Annotated in this window: 22 protein-coding genes; all 22 read right to left on the bottom strand. The window is 56.0% G+C overall.

Annotation, left to right across the window (positions count from 1 at the left end):
• Positions 1 to 8 precede the first annotated feature (8 nt).
• Entirely contained in the window at positions 9 to 1,175 is a 1,167-nt protein-coding gene (locus tag NZK35_RS22540) for a glycosyltransferase family 4 protein (protein ID WP_259634784.1), read from the bottom strand.
• A 1-nt stretch (position 1,176) separates the two neighbouring features.
• On the bottom strand, positions 1,177 to 2,346 hold the full coding sequence (locus NZK35_RS22535; protein ID WP_259634783.1) for a glycosyltransferase family 4 protein: 1,170 nt from the start codon (positions 2,344 to 2,346) through the stop codon (positions 1,177 to 1,179).
• A complete protein-coding gene (locus NZK35_RS22530) occupies positions 2,343 to 3,278 on the bottom strand; it encodes a glycosyltransferase family 2 protein (protein ID WP_259634782.1) in 936 nt (311 codons plus the stop codon). Before NZK35_RS22530 ends, NZK35_RS22535 begins: the two co-directional genes overlap by 4 nt.
• A 24-nt stretch (positions 3,279 to 3,302) precedes the next feature.
• Positions 3,303 to 4,181 (bottom strand): FkbM family methyltransferase, encoded by an 879-nt coding sequence (locus tag NZK35_RS22525; protein WP_259634781.1) that lies wholly within the window; start codon positions 4,179 to 4,181, stop codon positions 3,303 to 3,305.
• Between the two features lie 7 nt (positions 4,182 to 4,188).
• Positions 4,189 to 4,611 (bottom strand): acyltransferase, encoded by a 423-nt coding sequence (locus NZK35_RS34750; protein WP_323379654.1) that lies wholly within the window; start codon positions 4,609 to 4,611, stop codon positions 4,189 to 4,191.
• Positions 4,612 to 4,720: 109 nt separating this feature from the next.
• Positions 4,721 to 5,692, bottom strand: a complete 972-nt coding sequence (locus tag NZK35_RS22515) for a glycosyltransferase family 2 protein (protein WP_259634780.1) — start codon at positions 5,690 to 5,692, stop codon at positions 4,721 to 4,723.
• Positions 5,689 to 6,612, bottom strand: coding sequence for an acyltransferase (locus tag NZK35_RS22510; protein ID WP_259634779.1), 924 nt, complete (start codon positions 6,610 to 6,612; stop codon positions 5,689 to 5,691). Before NZK35_RS22510 ends, NZK35_RS22515 begins: the two co-directional genes overlap by 4 nt.
• 51 nt (positions 6,613 to 6,663) lie before the next feature.
• Entirely contained in the window at positions 6,664 to 7,785 is a 1,122-nt protein-coding gene (locus NZK35_RS22505) for a glycosyltransferase family 4 protein (protein WP_259634778.1), read from the bottom strand.
• Positions 7,782 to 8,813, bottom strand: coding sequence for a glycosyltransferase family 2 protein (locus NZK35_RS22500; RefSeq protein ID WP_259634777.1), 1,032 nt, complete (start codon positions 8,811 to 8,813; stop codon positions 7,782 to 7,784). Before NZK35_RS22500 ends, NZK35_RS22505 begins: the two co-directional genes overlap by 4 nt.
• Positions 8,810 to 9,688: a glycosyltransferase gene (locus NZK35_RS22495; protein WP_259634776.1), complete on the bottom strand. Its 879-nt coding sequence runs from the start codon at positions 9,686 to 9,688 to the stop codon at positions 8,810 to 8,812. The genes NZK35_RS22500 and NZK35_RS22495 overlap by 4 nt, the downstream gene beginning before the upstream one ends.
• A gap of 75 nt (positions 9,689 to 9,763) precedes the next feature.
• The gene (locus NZK35_RS22490; protein WP_259634775.1) at positions 9,764 to 10,696 is read right to left on the bottom strand and encodes a glycosyltransferase family 2 protein; all 933 of its coding nucleotides are present in this window, start codon (positions 10,694 to 10,696) and stop codon (positions 9,764 to 9,766) included.
• A 1-nt stretch (position 10,697) separates the two neighbouring features.
• Complete coding sequence (locus NZK35_RS22485; protein ID WP_259634774.1) at positions 10,698 to 11,450, bottom strand: hypothetical protein; 753 nt, start codon at positions 11,448 to 11,450, stop codon at positions 10,698 to 10,700.
• A gap of 21 nt (positions 11,451 to 11,471) precedes the next feature.
• Positions 11,472 to 12,458: an O-fucosyltransferase family protein gene (locus NZK35_RS22480; protein WP_259634773.1), complete on the bottom strand. Its 987-nt coding sequence runs from the start codon at positions 12,456 to 12,458 to the stop codon at positions 11,472 to 11,474.
• Positions 12,459 to 12,557: 99 nt separating this feature from the next.
• Positions 12,558 to 13,646, bottom strand: coding sequence for an STELLO glycosyltransferase family protein (locus tag NZK35_RS22475; protein WP_259634772.1), 1,089 nt, complete (start codon positions 13,644 to 13,646; stop codon positions 12,558 to 12,560).
• A gap of 15 nt (positions 13,647 to 13,661) precedes the next feature.
• Positions 13,662 to 15,026: a hypothetical protein gene (locus tag NZK35_RS22470; RefSeq protein ID WP_259634771.1), complete on the bottom strand. Its 1,365-nt coding sequence runs from the start codon at positions 15,024 to 15,026 to the stop codon at positions 13,662 to 13,664.
• A complete protein-coding gene (locus tag NZK35_RS22465; RefSeq protein WP_259634770.1) occupies positions 15,023 to 16,429 on the bottom strand; it encodes an MBOAT family O-acyltransferase in 1,407 nt (468 codons plus the stop codon). The genes NZK35_RS22470 and NZK35_RS22465 overlap by 4 nt, the downstream gene beginning before the upstream one ends.
• An 8-nt stretch (positions 16,430 to 16,437) precedes the next feature.
• Positions 16,438 to 17,679 (bottom strand): glycosyltransferase, encoded by a 1,242-nt coding sequence (locus NZK35_RS22460; RefSeq protein ID WP_259634769.1) that lies wholly within the window; start codon positions 17,677 to 17,679, stop codon positions 16,438 to 16,440.
• Positions 17,676 to 18,809, bottom strand: a complete 1,134-nt coding sequence (gene wecB / locus NZK35_RS22455) for a non-hydrolyzing UDP-N-acetylglucosamine 2-epimerase (protein WP_259634768.1) — start codon at positions 18,807 to 18,809, stop codon at positions 17,676 to 17,678. Before wecB ends, NZK35_RS22460 begins: the two co-directional genes overlap by 4 nt.
• 4 nt (positions 18,810 to 18,813) lie before the next feature.
• Positions 18,814 to 19,911 (bottom strand): polysaccharide biosynthesis C-terminal domain-containing protein, encoded by a 1,098-nt coding sequence (locus NZK35_RS22450; RefSeq protein WP_259634767.1) that lies wholly within the window; start codon positions 19,909 to 19,911, stop codon positions 18,814 to 18,816.
• Positions 19,912 to 19,961: 50 nt separating this feature from the next.
• Positions 19,962 to 20,990, bottom strand: a complete 1,029-nt coding sequence (locus NZK35_RS22445) for an SDR family NAD(P)-dependent oxidoreductase (RefSeq protein WP_259634766.1) — start codon at positions 20,988 to 20,990, stop codon at positions 19,962 to 19,964.
• Complete coding sequence (locus NZK35_RS22440; protein WP_259634765.1) at positions 20,987 to 22,225, bottom strand: glycosyltransferase family protein; 1,239 nt, start codon at positions 22,223 to 22,225, stop codon at positions 20,987 to 20,989. Before NZK35_RS22440 ends, NZK35_RS22445 begins: the two co-directional genes overlap by 4 nt.
• Positions 22,222 to 23,586, bottom strand: coding sequence for a hypothetical protein (locus NZK35_RS22435; protein ID WP_259634764.1), 1,365 nt, complete (start codon positions 23,584 to 23,586; stop codon positions 22,222 to 22,224). Before NZK35_RS22435 ends, NZK35_RS22440 begins: the two co-directional genes overlap by 4 nt.
• Between the last annotated feature and the right edge of the window lie 8 nt (positions 23,587 to 23,594).

Genomic DNA, 23,594 nt, shown 5'->3' with positions numbered 1-23,594 from the left:
TTTTCCTGTCACCCATTTTCTTGTCGGTTTCTTCCCGTTGTTCTGTTCGCCATTTTTCTGCCATCTCCGTTTCTCTCCAACACCGCTCGATACACCCCCATCATGTTCTCCGCCAAGCGTTTTCGGCTGAATTGTTTCACCCGCTCGGTTCCGGCTTGAATCATCCGATCACGAAACACTTCATCCATGAGCAGCCTTTCACAACCTCGGGCCATCGCGTCGTAGTCGCCGCAGCTCGCAATCACGCCGGCATCGCCGATCACTTCGGGAAGCGACCCCGCATCGCTAGAAACCACCGGGCATCCGGCGGCCATCGCTTCCAGCGGCGGCCACCCGAATCCCTCGTAGAGACTCGGAAACAGGAACGCCGCCGCGGCGCGATAGTATTCCGAGAGCGTCTGCTGATCGGGATCGATCAAAAACTCGATTCGATTTGCAATGCCGCTGTTGCTGCAAACCTCGCGCAGTGCTCCGTCCGGCGTAGGCCCAGCGAGTACCAACCGAACCGGAATGTTCTTGTCGATTCGCTTCAGAATCTCGATCGTACCGGCGCGATTTTTATAGAATCCATTGTTGCCCAGGTGGAACAGGAACGGGCTCTGCTGGCCGACCGCGTCCAGCGATTCTCGGGGGCCTTCAAACAGCTCGGTTTCGATGGCAAGCGGGACGACTCGAATACCTCCCGCGGGCCGGCATGCGTACCGCTGCAAGTCCTCCGCCGTGCTTTGGCTGTCTGAGCAAACCACGCTGGATGCCCCGACGCCACGCAACGATCGATTGATCAGCCAACGCGCCCCGCGTCCGACCGGCGGCGCGCCGGCAAAGACTCCATCCATTTGCAATCGAGGGATCACATCGTGGACCGTCACGACGACGCGGCCCGACTGCACTGCGCCCGCGGCATAGCCGAAACTTCCGTCCAGCAAGTGAACCACGTCGTATTTGGAAACATCCAAATTCCGGGCGGCACGCCAAATGTGATGGTGACGTCGCCACATTCGCAATCGGTTGGGTGTGCGATCGAGCGTTTCCCGACCACACCCCAAGAACTTCACCGACGCTTCAACTTCATCGGAAAAGTACGTTGCCAGCGCACCGGCAAGCTGATCACGATACCGTCCCATGCTTCCGGGTTCACCGGGCACCGTCGTGTCGAGCAAGGCGACGCGAATCATCTTAGCTCCCCTGCCCGGTGACAAAGCGAGCGGCGCGCAGGATTCCGTCGGCTGCGTCGCGGGGGCTGTAGTGTCGGATCAACGCTTTCGCATTGCGGCCCATTTGTTGAAGTTCTGCGCGGTCACCGGCAGCTCGCGTGATTTGGTCGGCGAGCGTCTGCCAATCACCAAACGGGTGTACCCACCCCGTCGCTCCCTCATGGATCAAATCCGGGTGACAGCCCACCTGATCACTGACCAACGCCGGCAGGCCGGCCGCAAAGCCTTCATTGACCACCAACCCCCACGTTTCGCCATTGTCCGAGGGCAGCACCAAGGCGTCCGCGGCGCTGTAAGCTTGCCCGATTTGCGATTGATTCAGGAAGCCCGCGAACTGAACCGGCAGGTTTCCCTCGCGCGACAATCGCTCGCATTGCTCTCGTTGGGCGCCCTCACCCACCACCAACAGCTGAAACTCGGCACCCTGTTGTTTGGCCAGCGCGACGGCTTTCATCAAACCGATGGGCTGTTTTTTTTCGATCAGCTTTCCGCAAAAAAGAAAGCAGCACGTGTCGGCGTTGATCTTGAAACGTCGACGTGCGGCGGCAATGGAATCCTCATCGCATGGGCTGGTTGCGGCAAGACGCTCATTCTCGATGCAGTACGGCGCCAAGAACATCCGCTCGTCGGGAATGCCGAGTTCGCGATAGAAGGCCGCGCTGGCTTTACCGATCGGGCAAAACGCATCATAAAACCGCATCAGCCGCTTGTGGATCAATCGCTTCCACCAGGCTCGCGGCCGCAAATTGTTGGCTTCGCCGCGAACGATGCAGGGGATGCGCAACCGTTTGCAGGCCCGCGCCGCCTGCAGACAACTCTTGACGACCCAACCGTTGATCACGACCGCGTCGAACCCCTGGCTGCGAAAGTAGTCCGCGACGCCGGGGGTATCACAGCCGGCAAAGTGCATCAAACCCGGCGTCTTGGAAACATTGTCCAAGACGTGGTAGTCATAGCCCGCCAACAGCGGAATGTCCCATTCAAACTTGACGCCGAATTCGGCGCCCTGCTGCTCGGCGGTCGGCAGGGTGCAAAAGACGGCCTGGAATTCGACGCCATCCTCGGCCGCCAAGTGCCGGAACACCGGCACCTGATATTGAATCGGGTGCGTCGTCAGAAAGGCGAGTTTCATGGCGACTGCTCGTTGGCCTTGATCGAATCCGAGGGGTTCAACACTTTCATCCGATCTCGCATCAATCGTCGCGCTGCCAGATAGGCTCGCCCTTCCCCCAACAGCTTCACCGGAATCCACCACGGATGGGTCAGGTGGAACTTGGTCCGGACCTCACGCAGGATGCGTCGCAAACAGTAGGCATTCGCTTCGCATGCCGATCGAGCATGCAACAGAGCGTAATAGTGGTCACCGACGCCATGTCGAGGCGAAGAGCTGGTCAAATGACTGCCGGACACACGTGTCCCTCCTGTCTCGACACGCAAGTGATCGATGCCCGCCGACCCGAGAAATCGGATCGATCCGCCGGCGGCTTCCAATCGGCGGGCGAATTCGGTTTCGAATCGATAAGCGGCACCTTGAAAGTTTTCATCAAAGCCGCCGATCGACAGAGCGCGTTCGCGATGGACGCAAAGATTTCCGGCCATCACGTTATGGACTTCCATCTCACGTGTGGAGTGAAACGGAAAGTCTTCGTCGCGGCGTAGGCCCGTCAGGGCGCGCGGAGCGTCGATCGGCTTCGGTTTTTGCCAGGGTTGGATGACTTGTCCGACGGTCGCCCACAGTTGCGGACACCGGGCATGAGCCGCCGCATGAACGGCGACGATATCCGCGTTGGGGCGAATGTCATCGTCCAAGAACAGCACCAGTGGAGAATTCGCTTCGCGCAAACCGTGGTTCATGGACCGCGTAATCGATGGTTTCGGCAGTCGCATCCAACGAATCGCCCTCGTTGAGTTCCAATGTGTCAGTTGTTCTGTCGTCGGTTGATCATGTTCGGGGCTTTGATCAACGATCAAGACTTCTGCGGCCGGCGACGGAAGCGCCAACAGCGATTCGATCGTCGCGGCGAGAACCGTGTCGCGTCCGAGCGTCGGTATGACGATTGACACGTTGGGTGACATCTGGTGGAGAACTTAAACGCGTTGATAGTGGGATTCGAATTCGGTCGCGCGCCGCTTCGGGCTGGCGAGGACGTCGCCCGGCGCGATCCAGAAAAATTCATAGTCTCCGCATTGACGGAATCGGGCAAACAGATCTTCGCGGCCGTAGCCGAAGCGATCGGAGCTTTCGTTGGCTTCGAAAATCACCACAGGCTGGTATTTCGTCAGGATTTGCTGAGCCCCATTCAAAACGCCGAGTTCGCCACCCTCGACGTCGACTTTGATGAATGTCGGCGCAGGAAGTTGTCCCGAATGGACCGCCCAGTCGAGTGAAATGAGGGGCACATCGACGACCGCTTCTCCGGCCTGACCTGATGTCATCAACGATGCATGTAAGGCATGAGCCGGTTTGTGCAGCTGGACAGTTCCCTCGTGATCACCGACGGCGACGGAAAACACTTCGATCTCATGTAATCCATTCAGCTGCGCGGAAACGGCCACGAGCCTCGCAAGTTCCACTTGTGGCTCGAATGCTTTGATGGTGATTCCCGGGCAGGCCAGCGCGGTTTCATTGGAGATCGCGCCGGCGTTGGCACCGACGTCGAACATCACACCGCCGTTTTGCATTGCGATTGTACAAACGCGGCGTATCCATGGCTCCCAAGCGCCCTCGTTCTCAATCGTCACAAACAGGTCCAAGTTAGCCGGGTCGACGGCCAACTTGCATCCGGAATCGGTGGTGATGGTCGTTTTCCACCTGCCCCCGAACCTCCGGCCGATGAATCTGGGAATGGCGCCCTTGCCACGTGGCGAAACTCGATTGAGGAAAGCGGCAAGCCGCATCATCGATGGCTGTCCGGATTGCCAACGTTGAAGATCGTTTGGAGTCTGAATCGCCGCTAACTTCGTCATCGCACCGTTACCGTTCACCAATTTTCCGTGCCGGAACCCCGGCCCAAACTTCATTCTCGGGCACGTGGCTCCTGACCACCGCTCCGGCACCGATTACGGCGCCGTCGCCGATCGTCACTCCGGAAAGGATCGTCGCTCCAGTTCCGATCCAAACATCATTTCCAATGCTGACCGCTTGACTGTTACAACCCTGTTGATTGATCGGAAGGCCACGCCTGGAGTTGTGCGAATGATCGGTGATGAACACCCGCGGGGCGATCAAAACGTTGCTGCCGATGGAGACCTGTTGGGAAACATCTAATTCGGTCCCCCGGCCCAAAAAAGTGAACCCACCGACGTTAAGCTTTGCCTGTTGATTGACCAGTTTCAACCACACGTCGTCTTCGAGTGTCACCCGAGTCCCCAACCAGATGCCGTGAGGATAATCCATGCGGCATCGCGCACCGATGTTGACCTTTGGTTGGAGCCTGGCGCCGCGAATGGACCAACCGAACGCGCGCATCCTCCAACTGACCAAGCGAAACGTTCGTATCAACGTCTCAAGCATCTTTTACCGGCAATCGCAAATAGGACAACACAACCTTCACCCAGGGGCGAATCCAAAACGGCCGCTGCCGGATGGCACGCAACAAATAGGGCCGACAGCGATGGTCCCCGATGGCGTAGAGCTGGCTACCGATAAAAAACTCAGCACTCGCCAGTGCGACACGCGGTGAAATCACCGTCGTTGGCGGAATTTCGCCCCAGCTCGTCTGTTGCGCCCGGCGGAGGATCTCGTGATCATCCTCTCCGCGTTGGAGACACCGGTAGGACTCCTGTGCCAGCATCGCGAGTTGGCGTTGCCGATCGTGACTGGTCGAGCTGATCCCATCCATGTCAATTCCCCATTCAAACAAAACCTCCGGCAACTCGCCGAGTTGGCCGACACCTGTCATTCGATGCCAAAGATCCGTGTCTTGCGCAAACCGGAACTCGCGGCGATAACCGCCAATCGAGCGGTAGGCATCGGTTCGATACGTCGCCACGGTATGAGAGATGCCAATTCCTTCGGCGAGGAACGCGGCGGTGATCTGTTCTGGACTTTGATCTCGTATCGTCTCCCCAAGAAACTCTCCCTCAGGGCCGATTCTTCGACATCCCGCGCCGACCGCAACCACATCGGGATGACGATCCAGGTATTGGACCTGTTTTTCCAAACGCCTCGAAAGCGATCGGTCACCGACGTCCTGTCGAGCAATGAACTCGCCCCGCGCGTGATCACATCCTTTGATCAGTGCACAGGTCAGCCCCGCGTTGGGTTGATGCAACAGCACAATCCGACGATCCTGCGCCGCAAATTCCCTCAGCATTTCCGATGATCCGTCCGTCGACCCGTCATCGACGAGGATCAATTCGAAGTCCTCGAATGTTTGCTCAAGAATGCTCTCAACCGTCGCCGTCAATTGAGACGCACCGTTGTAAACCCCCATCACGACCGAGACACGCGGGCGGTCTTGCTTCGCCCCGCTCATGTGACGCTCCAGCGACTCCACTTGGACTGGCCGAGAAGCATACAGGTCGCATAGGAGAAGAGCCCCGCGATCACCATGATTCCCAGCGTTACGCTGATCGACTGAAGGTTCAGTCCGAGTCGCGGTGCGATGAATTGCATCCCTTCGATGAACAGGACGTGCGACAGGTACACCCCGAAACTGTAGATCGAAAGGTGCTTGAGCCAGTCGGGCGCGGGACGCTGGGCCGCAATCGCTAACGCGAAAACGACCGTTGAAATCGCATAGACATTCAGAAAGTCGCTGAGCAACATCACGACCAGCAACGCCAAGATCGGCCAGAAAAACCACTCGCGTTTCTCTCGCAATTGTTCAACCACGATGGCAAACAACATTCCGATCGGAAACCAAGCCATGTTCTTTCCGATAAACCAACGATTGGCCGGCAAGCTTGCTTCAATTGCTGACGCCTGCCACACAAAAATCACGGTAGAAACGGCCAATAATCCTGCCGTCGTCACCGGACGCCGCCGAGCCAGCCTCATCAAGCCGGTCCATAAGACGAAGCTGTAGAAAAGGAAGGGGACAAAATAAAGTTGATGCGATGCGTCGCCCCAGAAGATGCTGCCGAGTATCCCGGATTCAAGTTGCTCACCGGTCGCCATCGATTTCGCGAATCGCACGGCTAAATAGATCGCGGTCCAGGCAAAATAAGAAGGTGCCAAGCGTTTGAACTTGCGGGTGATCCAATCGATAGGGGCGATGTTTTTTCGAAGGATGGTTTGCTGGGCCAGAAAGGCACTCATCATCAAGAAACACGGCACCGCAAAGCCCAGATACCGCATTCCCCACTCGACAACATCGTTCGTATCACTGGCATGGATGTAGATGACTGCCAACATGCCGGCGACACGCAGCGCGTCAAAACCGTGAAACCGCATCGGGTCTGTCGTCCCAGACGCGTTCCATGATGTATCCTTGGCGATCAAGCTTCAGCGTGCCGATTGGACGATATCAAACATTTGCAACAACGGCCGACTGCACTCGCTCCAGCGGAATCGGCTTGCGTTCTCACTCGCACGATCGCTCAACTGATTCCACAGCCCTTCGTTCGTCAGAACATTCACCAAATTCGCCGCAGCCGCTTCGACGTTATCGACGGGGCTGTACATCCCACCGTCGCCGCCGATTTCGGGAATGGCGCAGGTGTCGGTCCCGATCGCCGGCGTGCCAAAACTCTGGGCCTCGATCGCGGGAATCCCGAACGATTCGCAACGACTGAGCAGACTGAACACGTGCGCTCGGGAGTACAGTTGCTGGAGCTCTTCATCGCTGATCCAACCACAAAAGGTCACCGCGTCACCCAGCCCCAGTTCGTTGACCAGGTTTTCAATCTGTCGGCGGTGCGATGGATCGGGCCAACCACCGGCAAACGTCAACCTCGCGTCGGCAATCGCGTCACGCACCAGACGAAAGGCCCGCACCAGGACATCGGCCCCCTTGTGAGGCGCCATCGCCGAGACGCTGACAATGTGATTTTTTTCCAGCAGACTTTTTCCCAATCGACGGGCCGCTTCCCAGGTCGTTTCAGAAATGGCTTGATAAACCACCATCGCACGCTTCGCTTCGCCGCCCGCGTTCTCGCGGTAGGCGTCGTGCATGAATTGTGAATTAAAGACCATCAACGCCGCTTCACGCATGCTGCGACGATAGCCACGCCGTTGCAACCACGCTTTGAATTTGTCGTTCAAACCGTGGTGCAATTCGGGCACCATACACCAGGGGTTTTGACAGAACACGACTTGTGGCGTCTTGATGCCGGGTACGGAGACACCGGCAGGCGTAAAGACAAAATCGCTCCGGGTCTGTCGAGCAACTTTGTTCAAATGTTGGTATTCCCAGAGCGCCCGTCGGTTCCATCGGGATGTCGATGCCGGGCACTCGATCCACGCGTAGCCGGGCAGATCGACGACGATGTCCCGATTGGCATGATGATAGAGAAACACATAGTCATGTGTCCCCTCGGTCCAGGCCCGCAACCGGTTCAGGTGCCCCATCAAAACGTGTCGCCCGCTCTGATTGTTGACCGACAAGGCGTTGACGAGGACTCTCATTTGACTGGTGATGTCGATGCAAACGACTGTTCCATCGTTGCGGCACCGGGGCGACGCCGAACCCGTTGGACCACGGACTCGATTCGGCGGATGATTCCTGAGCCGAGGGTATTGAAAAGTAGACGATAGAGCGCGATGCCCTTTCGACCGGCACCGGCGGACCCGGCTGAAAACTCGGCCAATTCAAAACACCGCAGCGCCTCCGGACGCATCCCTTGAACTGCGCAATTGCGTCCGATCGCAAAACACCATCTGGCGAAATGCTGTCGCTCGGGAGCGGATTGCGGGACGCCGGCTTTTGTCGCCCCCTCCCACAGGACGTTCATCAATTGGACCCGGTTTCGCAACCGTGTGGGATCGGTCGTCCATGATGCCGACGATGTTTGTCGCACACCGTCGTGGTGAACATGTTCGCTGACATGGGTCCCGCAATGAACGAGCTTTGTGCCCAGGGATCCGATACGGCTGTCGTATTCCCAGTCCTGGCTCCATCGCATATCGCACCAGGGTCCGATCTGGTCGGTCAACGAACGACGGTACAGCGGTGTGTGGGTGCACCACCAGCGATCGACAAGTAGCCCGGGAAACAATTCTGGGATTTCGCGGGAGGTCCATTTGAACGGGTCAGCCAAGACCTTGCCATTTCGATCGACCAAGCGAGTGATCCCATACGCGACCAGGCAGTCGGGACGTTTGCGGAACGCTGCGATTTGATCGGCGAATTTGTTTGGCAGCAGACGGTCGTCGCTATCGAGGTACTGAATAAACTCACCGCGTGCGATTCGGCGTCCCAGTTCACGTGCCGGACCTGGACCGGCGTTTTCATGCCGGATGTATCGAACAATATCAGGATGCTGTTCAACCAACTCGCGTGCGACGGCGGGTGTCTGGTCGGTCGATCCGTCATCGGCGATGATGACTTCGATCGGCCGATGAGTCTGCGCGAGCACGCTCTTCACCGCGACGCGTAGCATTTGCGGTCGATTGTGGACTGGGATAATGGTCGAAACCAGATTTTCAATCATCATGCCGGCTTCTTCGTCATCAAAGCGGTCTGTTCGCCGAAGAATTCCATCCAACGGTTTCCCCAGCGGTACAACCAATCCGTCAGCAGCGGTGCGGGGGCAACGGAGTCCGATTGATATCGATTACGTCCGCTTCGAAAGCCTGGTCGCCAGGGCAGCTTTGTGCAATTCCCGATTGCCGCCCTGAATCCCGAACGCGGGTCGAACAACAGAACTTGGCCATATCGCGTCTCGTAGCTGCGGCGCCAATACTCCCAGTTGCTCAGATCACATTGGTGGCGAACCACCGCATTTTCAGCAAACGCAACGGTTCTTCCGACCGCCGCGGCACGTTGAGAAAACTCGATGTCGGAACCCCAGGCGATGACGTTGAACAATCCGAGCGTGTCAAATGCCTCTCGGCGAACGAACATGTTTCCGCCGGCAACACTGTAGTGTTTTTCAATATTGCGACGAATTTGGTCTGCACCGTGCGTTTCGATCAGCAATCGGTTGCCCAATGTGTCGGTCACCATTTCGTATTGAATCATTCCTCCGACAACCGACGCATTCGACTCGATCGCCTTGGCCGTCAATTTTGTCAACCAGTCGCGGTCGGCCAAACAATCGGCATCGGTAAACGCGAGATAATCGCCGGAGGTGTTCGCGATTCCCAAATTGCGTGCCCAGTAGGCCGATTTGCGTTCTTCACGAAGCACACGGACCCCGGTCGCTTGGACCAATTCGGCGGTGTTATCGGTCGAACCGTTATCCACGACGACGACTTCATAGCGGTCGCGCGGATAGGTTTGCTGACGCAGCGCGGCGAGGCAGCCTTCGATGTGCGATGCCTCGTTGAGAGCTGGAATCAGAACGGTGATAAACGGTGTGGCATTCATCAACGTATGTGCGTCCTCCTTGCCCGCTCGCAATGTCCTACTTTGTCGTGCATCCTAAGTGCGCCGCGGCGCGGTTCAATCGCCACGTTTCAATAGTGTCTGCTTGACCCGTGATAGGAATCGCCGCGTCGGGAGACACAAATGTTGTAAGACTTGTTTGTGATCTGCAATCTCAGGGCACAATCGGCCGGCACGGTACAGATTCCATGCGTTCAACCAATCGCTGCCACACGTATTGTATCGGATCCGGATCAGATGTTTCCCGGCCTGAGCCGCCTTCCTGATCTCTGGATCGCTAGTTGCGATCTCTTCCGACTGATCCACCATCTTTGAAAAGTCCCGAATGATTTTCGCCCCCTGTGTGTCTCGCTGGTTCGCGTGCATTCGGCGCCGGGACAGGAATGCATCCAATTTCTGGACCTCACATCGATAGGCCATGCGAATCCACAAATCAGTGTCCGGCGCGTAGGGAATGGATTCGTCCCAACCTCCACACTGGGCCAACAGTTCGCGTCGAAAAAAGGCCGATGGTTGCGGGATCCAAGTGCGAAAGGTAAACAGGTTTTTCAGCGAAAACCCGCTCGTTTTTTGTCGCAGCAATTCGTTCCCATCCCCGTCGACCTTGAGGGTGTCGCCATAGACCAAGCCGACACTCGGCGACGACCGAAATGCGTCAACAACTGCGGCGATGGTCCCTGAGAGGTACATGTCGTCACTGCTTTGGATGCCGATGATATCGCCATCGACGCGTCGAAATCCCTTGTTGACGGCATCAACAACGCCATTGTCAGGCTCCGATACCCAATCCAGTTCGGGACGATCACCATACGATTTCAGCACGTCGACTGTCTCATCCGTCGAAGCCCCATCAACGACGTGGATTCGGATCGGTCGATAATCTTGCTGAAGGATCGAATCAATGCACTCACGAATGAACTGACCCTGGTTGTAGCTGGGGATCAGGATCGAAACAGTCGGTTGATCTGCAACTGGATTCAGTGGAGTCATCTTAATTGGCAACTAGCAATTCGCAGGTCCTGACGTCATCAGCCAAGGTGGCCGATGCGACAACGCAATAGCCTCGACGTTTTCCAGTTTCCTCACTGGATGTTGCCCGGGGAAAAAAGATCGACAGCTGATGCCGCTTCGCGATCGGGTCTAAATAGTCCATTGTCAGCGATTGCCCCGGACCGTAATCGTCATACTGATATCCCGGGTCTTGGGGAACCTGGAAATCGTCGATCAGAATCACGAAATTGTTCCAGACCGGGGCGAGTATGTCGATTTCATCTTCCAAAGGCAAATCATCGTACCAATGAGCATCTAAATAGAAGAATGTACGCTTTTCCGTCACGACAGCATTTTGCGATAAATCGCGCAGGAAGGATCTTGAATCCTGCAAATGCAATTCAATGTTGGAAATGTTTCTCAATGAGCGTTTGGCAAAATGATGGTTTCGGGAAATCAATTCACTGGTGTAAACCGGAACGCCAAAGGTGGTCGCAAAATATCCGGTCGTCGCCCCCAGGAAGGTTCCTGTTTCAATCACTTGTTCGAAGCCGAGCCGGTCAAACAAATGCTCGACGACCTCTTTGCGCCGATGCTGCCCGTTCATCCCGAGGTCACGATGCGGCGTGTACTGAGCATCAGAAAGCAACGCATCGACTATTCCATCGGTTTCTTTGAGTTGATGTTCAAGTCGTTCGACGCGGGCATGTAGTCCTCTCCACTGCTTGCGGAGACGGCTTAGATTAAATAACAACGGTCTTTCCTATTCTGGCATTCATTGAATTGCTAGCCTCTTTAGGAATCTCAGGATGCGACGGGGCACCGACCCACTTTCCGGAAACACGAGATCGCGGTCCGACGTGGGACACCTGGCAAACCAGGCGGCGAGAGAACTAAAGGACGAATTTCCTGTCAGGACCAGTCGATCGCAGCTGGCCAGCAAGCCGACGTCCATCAGTGCATCTTTGGCGGCAAGCGAACCATCGGGACAATCGGAATTTTTGTGAATCGATCGGCCATCCGCCGGCAGCCACTTCTCTGTCCAGTAGATCCGATTTTTTCCGTAACGCTGTTGGTACAGCGACTGGACCATCACGTTGTCGGTGGCAAGAAAGATCACGGCATCGTCCGGCATCTGATCGAGTGCTCGATCGGTCGCGCGGACGTATTGTTTTTCCGTCGGAAGCGATCGTGCAGCTGCTGCTTCGTTCGTTTTCCGATAGTGGACTCCCAGCACGCTTCGTTCCGCGAACCTGCCGCTTCGAAAGTCCGCGACGCGATCTTCGATTTCGTCGACGAATCGGACGGAGCTCCGAATCACATCCCCCAACATTTGATCCGCCGTCATACTTGAATCAATCATCCCAAGTCGCTGTTGCGCTGTGACGAGTTCATTCATCGAAGCGCCCGACCAGATGACTACCACATCCTCTGCTAGATCGAACCGGGTCACATCGATGGAATACCGTCGAATCGCGTCGTCACGGTCCCAGGCCGGGGCATCGCCGGACCACGTGATTCCCCGTTGTTCCAAATCGAGCGACCGCAACTCGTCGAGTGAGAGATCCAAGCGGCCGTTCCAAATCTCGGGAAGTACGCTCGTTGAGGTTGGCAGCGTGTCGGTGGTCGGCAGGTCCAGAACGCGCAACAGCTGTGGAAACAGATTGTCTTGTTGGGACCCAAACGCACGATCCCGCCAATCAACGTGCAACGCGCGGTCGGATGACCGGGCATACAGGATGCCGACCGCCAGACCACACATGCGATCACCAAGTCCAGCTCCTCCGGAGCCTTTCACGACAACGATTTTTTGTCCACTCACGAGGTGTCAGTTTTTGAGGCCGCGCTGACGCAAGGTCGATCAGGCCTGTGGCGTGGACTGCAAGAGCGCCGCTTGAACATCGGCAAGCCAAGTGTCGACGAGCAAAAGTTCTTTTTCCGGAAAAATGCCTTTCGAGACCAATGCTGCGTAACAGGTACGCAAATTTGTCCCCACGTCGGCAACGCCGCTCACTAAATCGATCGACTCCAAAACGCAGGCCAGTTCGTGGTTCTGCAAGTATCCAGGAATCTCGTCTTCAAAGTCGCGCATCAGGTTGTGCGGGTTGCGTTCCTGGACAACTTCGGACGCATGGAACACCACTCCCGTACCAAGTTCCCAGAGGCATCGCTGAGCGACGAAGCTTTTCCAGATATCGCACATGCGAAACGAGCAATAGCTCGGAACATACAGCAAGGGATAAACCGCCGGCCACCACCAAGTGGTCTGAGTGTTGAAGGGGCACCATTGCCCGGGAGCGAGCATAACGCTTTCATGGCAGTCGAAAACAAATTCCCGGTCCAAGATCAGTCTCCAAGCTGCATCAACATCGGGCGCCCCGTCGGCCAGCCCTTGTTGGATTGGGGCCCAAAATTCCCCGGTTTCGCCGGCTGAGTGTGCGAGCGATTGATTGGGAACAGCGGTGATCGCCGACGGTTCCCGAATTTGGTCCAGCGGCAACCCGCGCGGCCAAATCAAATCCGTTGAGAAAAACTTGTACACGTTGACCCACGTCGGTCGGTTGTCGACCGTTGCGTTCTCGGCAAAACGCGGCGTCTTGATCCACTGCCCGCGAGGCGTCCAGTGATCCAGCGGCGCGTTGTCGTCATCCGTTTCATAAATGCAACTCGCGCCGGACCGGATCGCTTCAAGATACCCGACATTCTTTCGACAATAGTGCTTGGTCGGAAGCGAGTCGACGATCGAGAATCCCGACGCCAACTGATCTGCGATGGAGAGAAACGTCAATCGCCCGGAATCGAACGCCTCAACAGAGGATAGATCGAATGCATCGGGACCTTTCGTATCGCCGGCAATTACCAAACCGGCATCATTCGCGGCGAGAAACTCCGTCAAGCGGATGACACTCGATGTGGGATGCTGGATTGTTGTGATGACTGCTTGCAACATGATCGATGGCTCTGGCTATGGTCGCTCTGGCTGTGCTGGCTCTGGCTGTGCTGGCTCTGGCTGTGCTGGCTCTGGCTTCTGCCCGCTGGCAAATTCTGTGTCGATGATTCCCGCCACGAAACGCGTCAAGCGATCGCGACCTTGCTCGTTCAAGTGCACAGCGTCTCTCCAATCGGATTCGACAAACACAGGGCGCAGGGTTTCGTCGAAATATTCAAACCCGATCGTATCGGCCAATTGTTTGATTCGCGCTCGCGTTTCCAGCCGAAACTCTGCCGGATAGGCCTTCATCGTTTCGGGATGTGACTCGCCCTCGATCACGATCAATCGAATGTGATTGCCGGTGATCACTTTGGCGAACTCGCCAAAGGATTGGAAATTCGCCCGGACCATCGCGGTCCGACTGATGTTCCGGCGGGCGTTTTCTAGGCCCCGTTGCTGGCCCACCAGGGCAGCTCCCACTTTCGCTTCGTCTTCGTCGACCTCGCTGACGCCCACGTTCCAAGGCCACCAGAATCGAAATGCAACGAGATTGATCAGACTGCGCTGCTGCCAAATCGGAGAAAGACTTGCCAGTGCCAGATCCGCCAATTCACTTCGGTTGTCGAATTGCTGCCGGCTGGTCAATGTTGATGCGAGGCGAGCCAGGTTGTCTGCGTTGCTGCACCACCGCAGTCTGACAACCGGCACGGATGTTTCCCGAAAAAAATCAAATTCGCTGACCCAGCACAGCACGTGTGTCGGCTTTTGTTGACAGAGTGGTTTGGCCAAGACCGAGTATTGCAGAGGGACCATACCGGGCATGCACAGCGACTGGATGTCGGCGGCCCCACTCGATTGGCGGAGCATCTCCGTATCGATGCCGAGGTTGATTTGACTGGAACCCACGATGAGGATGTGCGGTCGGCCATCGTGATGTGGGACTGGCGAATTTCGCAACAGTTGCTGCTTAAACGCGATGTTTCGAACGAAGTCCAACTGCGGGGCTCGCGCCTTGACGGCTTCCTCGAGGGCGAATCGCGCCTTGGGATGATCAAGCACCACGCCTGCCAGGATAAGAATCACGAGTACGATCGACACGCTCAGAAAACCGCGGAAGCGGTTTGCGTCCAAACGCGAAAACTTCAGCGCGGCCTTCCATAGAAAGGGAGCGGACGCGAAAACGGTTCCGATCAGAACCCCGATGCGGCTCGTCAGAACGGTGTCCCATTGGTTCGGTGGCTGTAGATAGAGGAGCGTCCGCCAATACAAAGATGCGCCAAACCATCCGGCAACAAACAGCACAGGCGAACACCAAATCAGTACGCTGACGACGCGTCGCTCGATCAGACGAATGGTCTGCTTGGCTGCCGAATTCGATTGTTCTTCGGGGAGGTTCAAAACTGGAAGTAGATAAAATCTTGTTTGCCGAACGATCCCAACGCCAAAATCGTTGCAGCCATTGTGGTGTAGATGGTCAGCCGGGGAACCAGCGAGAGATTGGGTACGAAAACGAGCGTTTGGGATCGTTCCTTCATCCAGTGCAGCACCATCAAGGGAGCCGCCAGCAAGGCGAGCATCCAAATGTTCTGCCAGTCGGCGATCGAAATCGCCGACCACCGCAAAAGCCCACTGAGCATGTTGTGTAGGTTTTCAAGCGAGTCGGCGCGAAAGATCAGCCATCCCAGACAGGTCAGGTGGAACATACAAAAAAGGCGAAGCGGATAGGTTCGCCGAATCCAATGATCGCTCCAGCCGACACCGCGTGTGGTGCGTCGATGACAAATCAATAGCACCCCATGAAACGCTCCCCAGATCACAAAGGTCCAGGCTGCACCGTGCCAAAGGCCCCCCAACAACATTGTCAGCATCAGATTGCGAGAGGTCATCCACGGGCCATTCCGATTGCCACCCAGTGGAATGTACAGATAATCACGAAGCCAAGAGGAAAGGCTGATGTGCCAGCGCTGCCAAAATTCGCTCGGGTTGGTCGCCAGGTAGGGCAACCGGAAATTAAGCGAAAGGTCATATCCGAGCATCCGGCCCACGCCACGGGCGATATCGGTGTAACCTGAGAAATCTCCATAGATTTGGAATGCGAATGCATAGGCTCCGATCATCACCTGTACGGCCGAGGGACTTTCCAAGGCGAACATGGAATCGACCACCGGAGCCAAGTTGTCGGCGATCACTGCCTTTTTAAAGAGTCCTTTAAAGACCAACCAACTTCCCGACTGAAAACCGTCCAGGGTCGTCCGTGGTCCGGATTTGATTTGCGGCGACAATCGTTTTCCGCGTTCGATGGGCCCCGCAACGAGCTGCGGAAAAAACGCGACGTAAAGCGCGAAGTCCGCAAAGCGTTTCAGTGGTTTCATCTCTCCACGGTACACGTCCCACGTGTAGCTCATCGTCTGAAAGGTATAAAAGCTGATCCCGACGGGAAGGAGGATTTGCCAGGTCCGCGGGGACAATTCGATCCCCCGGCTGGCGGCAAGCGTGATCCAAGAATCGACGAAGAAACCGGCGTATTTGAAAAACCCAAGGATCGCTAGGTTGGCGATCATGCTGACTGCCAACAGCCGCCGCTTCGTTGCAGCGTCGTCGCTGGTCGCAATTCTGTGGCTGCAGATGTAGTCGATCACGGTCGAAACCGCCATCAGTCCCAAGAATCGCCAATCCCAGCATCCGTAAAAGAAATAACTTGCAGCGAGAAAAAACAGGTTTCGCGGTCGATGCGGCAGGCACAATTGCACCACGAAGACAACGATAAAGAAACCGAGAAAGTCGAGACTGTTGAAAAGCATCGATCAAATCAGGCCGACGCCGCATGTTGCTCGATCGCTCGTTCGTACAACGTCAGGCAACGTTGGGTATGTCGCTCCAATCGAAAATGCCGGACGGCTCGGTCTCGTCCGGCCGCCGACTTTTTTTCGTGCATTGCATTGTCGCAGAGCAATTGTTCGACCGCTTGAGCCATTGCTGCCCGATCCCGGTCGGGGATCAGTGTCCCTCCAATGTTGTCTCCGATCACATCGGCAAGTCCGCCGACCTCGAAGGCGACGACCGGGGTACCGCAGGCCATCGCCTCGGCCGCGACCAATCCGAACGTCTCGCCTCGCGATGGCATCAGCAACACATCTGCCGTGGCGTAGTACGTCGCCAATTCCTGTTTCGATTGGGTAAACGGCAAAACGACACACGGGTGATCGATCAACTGCGAAACTTCATTGGCCGCGCCGCCGACCAAAATGACCTTCAAGTTTGGGATTGTGATGGAGTTGAGCACTGCGACAGCGTCTTGGATTCCCTTGAAGGGGTTGTCCAAATGTTGTGCGACCAAAATGACCGTCGGGTCCGTCGCGGCGAGATTGAGTTGCTGTTTTAGATTGTCGTTGAGTGCCGGCTGAAATGCGTCGATGTCGACAGGATTGGGGACGACATCGATCGGCAAGTGTTTCAAGATCGGGCTCTGACGCACTTGGTCCATCAACCAATGTGACGGAACAATCAGACGGGTCGGCAGATTGCGAAACAAACGTCGTTTGCGCCAAAAATTCAACCGCGTCGCGTCACGAGAAACTGCGGGGTAGAGCGTCAGGTCGGGACACTTGCCGCATCCCGTCTTCCACCTTGGGCAACCGAGCGGATGGCCACAATGCCCGGTCATCAACCAAAGGTCATGCAACGACATCACGGAAGGATATTTTCGACACAAGCGTTTTAACACGGACAGTTCGGCAAAACTGTCGACACCGTGCAGCGAATGAAAATGTATCACGTCGGGAGTGAACGCGAACGAGTCTTCGAGTGCACGAAATCCGGGGGAATACAGGTTCTGTAGACCGGCGTTTCGCTGCAACCAACGAGCCGTTCTCAAAATCCCCTTCGGACCACGTCGAAACGGGATTTGCGTTGTCGCCGGATCATCCGTCTGTTTGCGTCCGACAAGCAACTGAACGTTGTGCCCCTGGCAAGTGAGTTCAGCGTGATGCTGACGCACGACCACTTCCGCACCGCCGCCGACATCAGTCCCAGTAACTTGGATGATGTTCAATGTGGAGATTCGATTCCGTACCAGCGATGTGCCAAGTTCACGGTGCTGTGAATGAATCGCACCACGCGCTGCGAGCAATTTCCGACTCGGTAGTCGGCCGGAACGGGAGGGAATTGTCCCGCCTCGAATTCCCGAACGGCGAGATCGACGCAGCGCAAGATGTGCTCGGGGCATGTTCCCGTCATGACAATGCTGCCAGTATCGAGCGCTTCGGGCCGTTCGATGGCGTTTCGAATCGTCACGGCCGGAAAGTTGAGGATTGACGACTCTTCGCTGATCGTCCCACTGTCGGAAACGACGCATTTGGCTTGTTTCTGAAGCTGGACGTAGTCAAAGAATCCAAATGGTTTCATAAACTGAACACGGTCGCCTGCCTGGATCCCGAAGCCATCAATCCGCTTGCGTGTCCGCGGATGGGTTGAGACGATCACGGGAACGTCAAAATGTTCGGCCAACAGATCAAGTGCTTGGACGAGCTGGCTGAGGGGTCGTTCGGAATCGACGTTCTCTTCGCGATGCATGCTCACCAAGATGTATCCCCTCGGCGTCAGTGAGAGTTGATCAAGCGCCGTCGATTCGTCAATCGGGTCACGATACTTGGTCAAAACTTCGTTCATCGGCGATCCCGTCACATAGATATGACGTTGGGAAATCCCCTCGGCGATCAGATGTCGACGTGCGTGTTCGGTATAGACCAAATTGAAGTGGCTGATGTGATCGACGATGCGTCGATTCGTTTCTTCGGGCACGTTGGCATCGAAACATCGATTGCCGGCTTCCATGTGATAGATGGGAATTCCCATCCGCTTTGCAATGATTGCCGAGAGCGCACTGTTGGTATCCCCGAGGATCACGACCGCATCGGGACGGTTGGCCAAAAGCTCTGACTCGGTCGCGGTCAGGATCCCTCCCAAGACAGCGCCCAGCGAAGACGTGTCGACATTCATGAAGTGATCCGGCTTTCGGATGCCCAAGTTTTCAAAAAAAACTTGATTCAATTCGTAGTCGTAATTCTGCCCGGTGTGAACGATACGCTGCTCGGTGGCCTCGTCGAGGGCGCTGATCACGCAGGCCAGACGGATGATTTCCGGCCGGGTTCCCAAGATCGTCGAAATTTTCAGCCTTTTCATGAACTCAAACCGTTTCAAAGAACGTGTCAGCATCGTCGGCGTTGAAGTGTTCATTGCACCAAAACAGAGTTTTCAGCTCCGTCTGCCCGACGTTTGTGATGTTGTGGGTGTGCAGCGTCGGCATGTCGATCGCCTGTGGACGTTCACCCGAAACGCGGTACATCAGGACTTCGTCGGTCAAGACACGACGCAATCTAATTTCCGCGTCACCACTGACGACCAGGAAACGCTCAACTTTGCGAGTGTGAAAATGATTGCCCCGAGTGATGCCCGGTTTCGTGGTCGAATAGAAGACTTGACCACCGCCGTCGCAACGCAGGGCTTCAAACAGTCCCCCCCGTTGATCACTGTGAAGGGTCAGGTCGATAGCGCGCTGCTCAGGCGTCATCATGGAGCGCAAAGTGTTAAACAGCTGTGTGTCGGTCGGGCAGGTCGTGTTTGGAAAGACACCACCGGTGTAAGACTTCCAAAGTGAACTGATGCGGCTGAGCAGCTCAGACACTTTCATTCTGATGCCGACCGGCCGGATGTCATCGTTCGTTTGCGATCGCACATGGGTCAGAAACAATTCGGCGACCTGTCCGGCGTGGATCAGTTCCAGCTCACCGTCTTCCCGGATTTGCGGTGATTCGCCCGCGACCAATTGATGAGCGAAGGTGCTGACGACGGAATTGTAAAATGGTCTTCCGTGTTCGCCGAAGATGTGCGGCAAAACCAAGTTTGTGAAACAAGCTCCCGATTGATCGGCCCATTGACGCAACGTTTCAGCAGCGTCGCGTTTGGATTGTCCGTAGGGCGTGTCTCGATCACTGTGAATCGAATTGCTAAAAAGAACGTGCAGCGTCTCGGAAGTGGCTGCGAGACGATCGACCAGCCGTTTGGCAAGATCACGATTGGTTTGGGCAACCTCGTTCGGCTCGCCGCGATTGGCCCCGGCAAGGTGGATCACCGCGTCGGCCTTCGTAAGTGCAGCATCCAGGTAGACGTCGTCTGCGAACTGTTGGCGATTGCACGGGATGAATTGCACGCCGTCCAGTCGATGAACGAGGCAACGTGTGTGCCAGCCGACCAATCCGTCGCTGCCTGTAATCAGTAGATTCATGATGGTGTAGCTCGGTTGTCGCCGGACGAGTCTCGATCAAGACGGTTGGGCTACAGTCCTAATTCCGTTCGGATCTCAGGCAACGTCAACAGAAGCTCTTTGACTTCGGCCACGTTCAGAATTTGTGTGTTTGACGAGTTGTAGTCATCGTTTGCCGAAATATCGGTTTCACCTTCCACAAAGAATTTCCCATAATTCAAATCGCGGTCATCCATGTGAATCCGCAGAAAGTCTCCCATGTCTTCGCTGCGGGCGATTTCAGCCTGGGTCGCCAAGGTCTCGTGGATTTTTTCGCCATGACGAATTCCGATGACTTTGATGTTGGGTTTTTGCTCGAAGAGCTCAAACAGCGCGGTGGCCAAGTCTTGGACCGTACTGGCGGGAGCCTTTTTGATGAACACGTCACCCGATTCAGCGTGGTTGAAGGCGAACTCGACCAGACGGACAGACTCGGAAAGCGGCAGCAAAAATCGGGTCATCTGTGGATCGGTGATCGTGACCGGTTTTCCCGATTTGATTTGACCGACGAACAGCGGGATCACGCTGCCGCGTGAATACATGACATTTCCATACCGCACGCTGCAAACACGTGTGTTATGGTCTTCACCATTGCGGGCGAACGACTGAACCGTTTTTTCCATCAGTGCTTTCGTCATGCCCATCGCGTTGATGGGATAAACAGCTTTGTCGGTCCCCAAGGCGACGATGCACTTCACGCCGCAGCGGACGGCGGCATCGACCACGTTGTAGCTGCCCATGACGTTGGTCTGGACCGCTTGCATGGGAAAAAATTCACAGGACGGCACCTGCTTGAGCGCGGCGGCGTGAAAGACAAGATCAACGTTGTTCATCGCTCTTGTAACGCTGTGCTCGTCGCGCACATCACCGACGTAGAATTTCAGTCGCGGTTCATTCATCGCGACACGCATCTCTTCCTGTTTCCATTCGTCACGGCTGAAAATGCGGATCTCGCCGTAGCCCTGTGATAACAGGTGCTTGACCATCGTCTTGCCGAAGGATCCCGTTCCGCCGGTGATCAAGACCCTGCTTTCGGATGGTGTCGGAGTTGAATCAGTCATGTTGCGTCTCCGGCGATGAGGAATTGAAAACGTTTTTGAAAAGTTGCATGATTGAATTCTTCTGTGATCGCTCGCTCGGCTTCGGCAGTGAACTGCGAGCGATCGGAATCGGCGAGTAACTCGAGGTCTGAAATGATTCCGGCCGGATCGGTCGCGTGGCATGCAACACCCGCGCGATATCTTTTCAAAAATTCGGCAGGACTCGATTGCGCCGGGCCATGAAAAAAAATCGGCGTCTTAGATGACAGGCACGTGATCAACTTCGATGGAAAACACAGTTGGACGGCGGGCGCATAGGTTGGATCGAACCAGTACGGAACATAGCCACAATCCGCAGACGCCATCACGCGCGCGACATCGTCGGGGCTTCGATAACCGAGGAATTCGATGCACGCCGGTGAAGTGGTCTGGTGATGTAGCTTTGCGCCCATGATTTGGACCCGCACGGCCCGCCCATGAATGGTCCAGTTGGACGAGTCGAGCGCGGCGAGCAGCATTCGGAATTCATCTGATGCGTAGAGGCTGCCTGCAAACGCGATGACGAATTCGGCTGATCGAGTTCCCGATGCATCGGAAGCGATGACAACATCACTCACCAAACGCATGACTGTCGTGTCCAGATTTGGATGCAGCGTCGAAAAGTGTTCCGCCATCGCCTCAGAAATCACTCCCAATCGGGAGCATCCGGCGACGGCTTCGTCAAAGTCACCGATGGCGTCTTTGCGAGACATCCGGTCCAAGCCGAACTGACGTGCGACGCTTTCCGGTGGATCCCAGATCGTGGCAACCAATTCGTATTTCGACGATTTGGCCAGCAGCGTGCTGATTCTGTAGGCGAGGGGAGATTCCAACACACTCCAGATCCGGCGGATACTGTTTTGATCACACCAGCGTTCAATCTGCCGAGCCAGTTTTTTGGCAATCGAGGTTCGGTTTCGACGGTAATGCAAAGCACTTTGCAGCGAACCAAGTTTACCCGGTAAGCCGGGCCGATAGCGTTCCTCCGGCCAATCGGCAAGCTTCAGTCGATCCTTGGATGGCAGTTCGACATCGCCGGACGCTTCGCCGCTGGGATGGATTGTTCGAATTTTTTGCCCCGATTCGGAATCCAGCAGGGCATCCAGGTAAGCCGCCCCCACACCGAAGCCGCCGGGAATGCTGGCTGACAAAAGTGCGGTTTCGGAAAACGCGTCGGTGGTGTGGCTATCGATCACGATTTTGCCGGCCGGATTCACTCAAACGTCGCTGCCAGACGCAGACAGAGGCGGTGCAGCGAGTCCTTCACGCGACCAGAAACGTTATTTCGCTGGATTCGATGAACCGCTCCCACTTTTTCCGAATCGACCAACAGTTGCTGTAAACGAGTATCGTCGTTGAAATCGGGACCGAATCGAAACCATTCCATGTTGATGCGTGAGTAGCCAAGTTTGTTGGCGATCATGCGAGCGATCGTCTTCGGCGTCACATCCAACAGATGGTCGTCACCGTAGACAAAGGCGTAGTTCAGCATTTCTTCGCGAGGCTCCAGTTCAGTCGTCGGCATCAAGACGTCCAAGCCGATCCCGTCATACTTTTCCAGCGGAAGCATGATGACGGCGGAAGGCGCAAACGCCGTGGGTAGTAGCATGTTGCTGCCATGGACTCCAACGACAACGTCGGCAGCGGCCATCGTCGATAACCAGGCGTCTTCCGTCGTCGAATCCAGTCGATTCGTGCGGAGATCGATCCAACCGGAATGCCATGAATCGTCCGATGGAAATTGGACCGGATCGCCAAATCCAGAAATCACAAAGCCAATGTCTTGGTATCGCCGACGCAACTGAAAGTAGAGTTTGTGGAGGCGTTTTTGCTGCATCGTGGGATCCGTCCCCCAACAACGATCGCCGCGACAACTGAAGTGGATGATGGGTGACCGTTCATGCAATTCTGCGGTCGGCGTGATTCGACCGCGGACAAAACGGTTGATGTCGTAATGAGCTTTCGAAAGGTGACTGTACGCTCGACTGACGCTGGCCGAGTCATAGTGCCCCAACCGCTGGAAGATCCACCGGTCGATGGAATCAAACCAACCGACACCATCGGACAGTCCGACGGGAACCTCCCAGATCTCCGCAACATAATCCGGCACCAGGTGACGCATCTGCGGCTGGATCAACACGCAAATGCCTGTCTGGGGGTCACGGCGATGGTGGTAGTCGCAATTGAGGAGCTTCAACAGACAGTGACCGTACAGATGATCAATGCAGTTGACGATCACGATTTCTCGACATGTTTTGCGCACAACGACCTTCGGGATGATTTCCGTATTGCGGTCACGCTGCGCATAGGCGTGTCGCAACTGTTCTGCGTACCATGCCGTGTGTGCATGCTTGGCAATGACCTCTCCCGTCGCGGGGTTCAACGTTGCGGGAGCCTTGATGGCGGCCCCCACCGGCAGGTCCACCATCCATTGCTGACCGTCGGACGCCCCGATCGCCATCACCCGTGAACCTGGAATGACGACTCGAATCGGCTCAAGTTTCGCCCCGGTGTCGGCACGGCGCAGTTCCGCTTCGACGCGTGGCCAAATCGGAATGGCTTGGGTGGGGAGCTTCATGGTGGACA

Origin of the sequence: Stieleria sedimenti (genome assembly GCF_025060895.1) — a bacterium.
Lineage (GTDB): Bacteria > Planctomycetota > Planctomycetia > Pirellulales > Pirellulaceae > Stieleria > Stieleria sedimenti.
The sequence above is the reverse complement of the archived record's forward strand: the minus strand, read 5'-3'. Positions and strand labels throughout refer to the sequence as shown.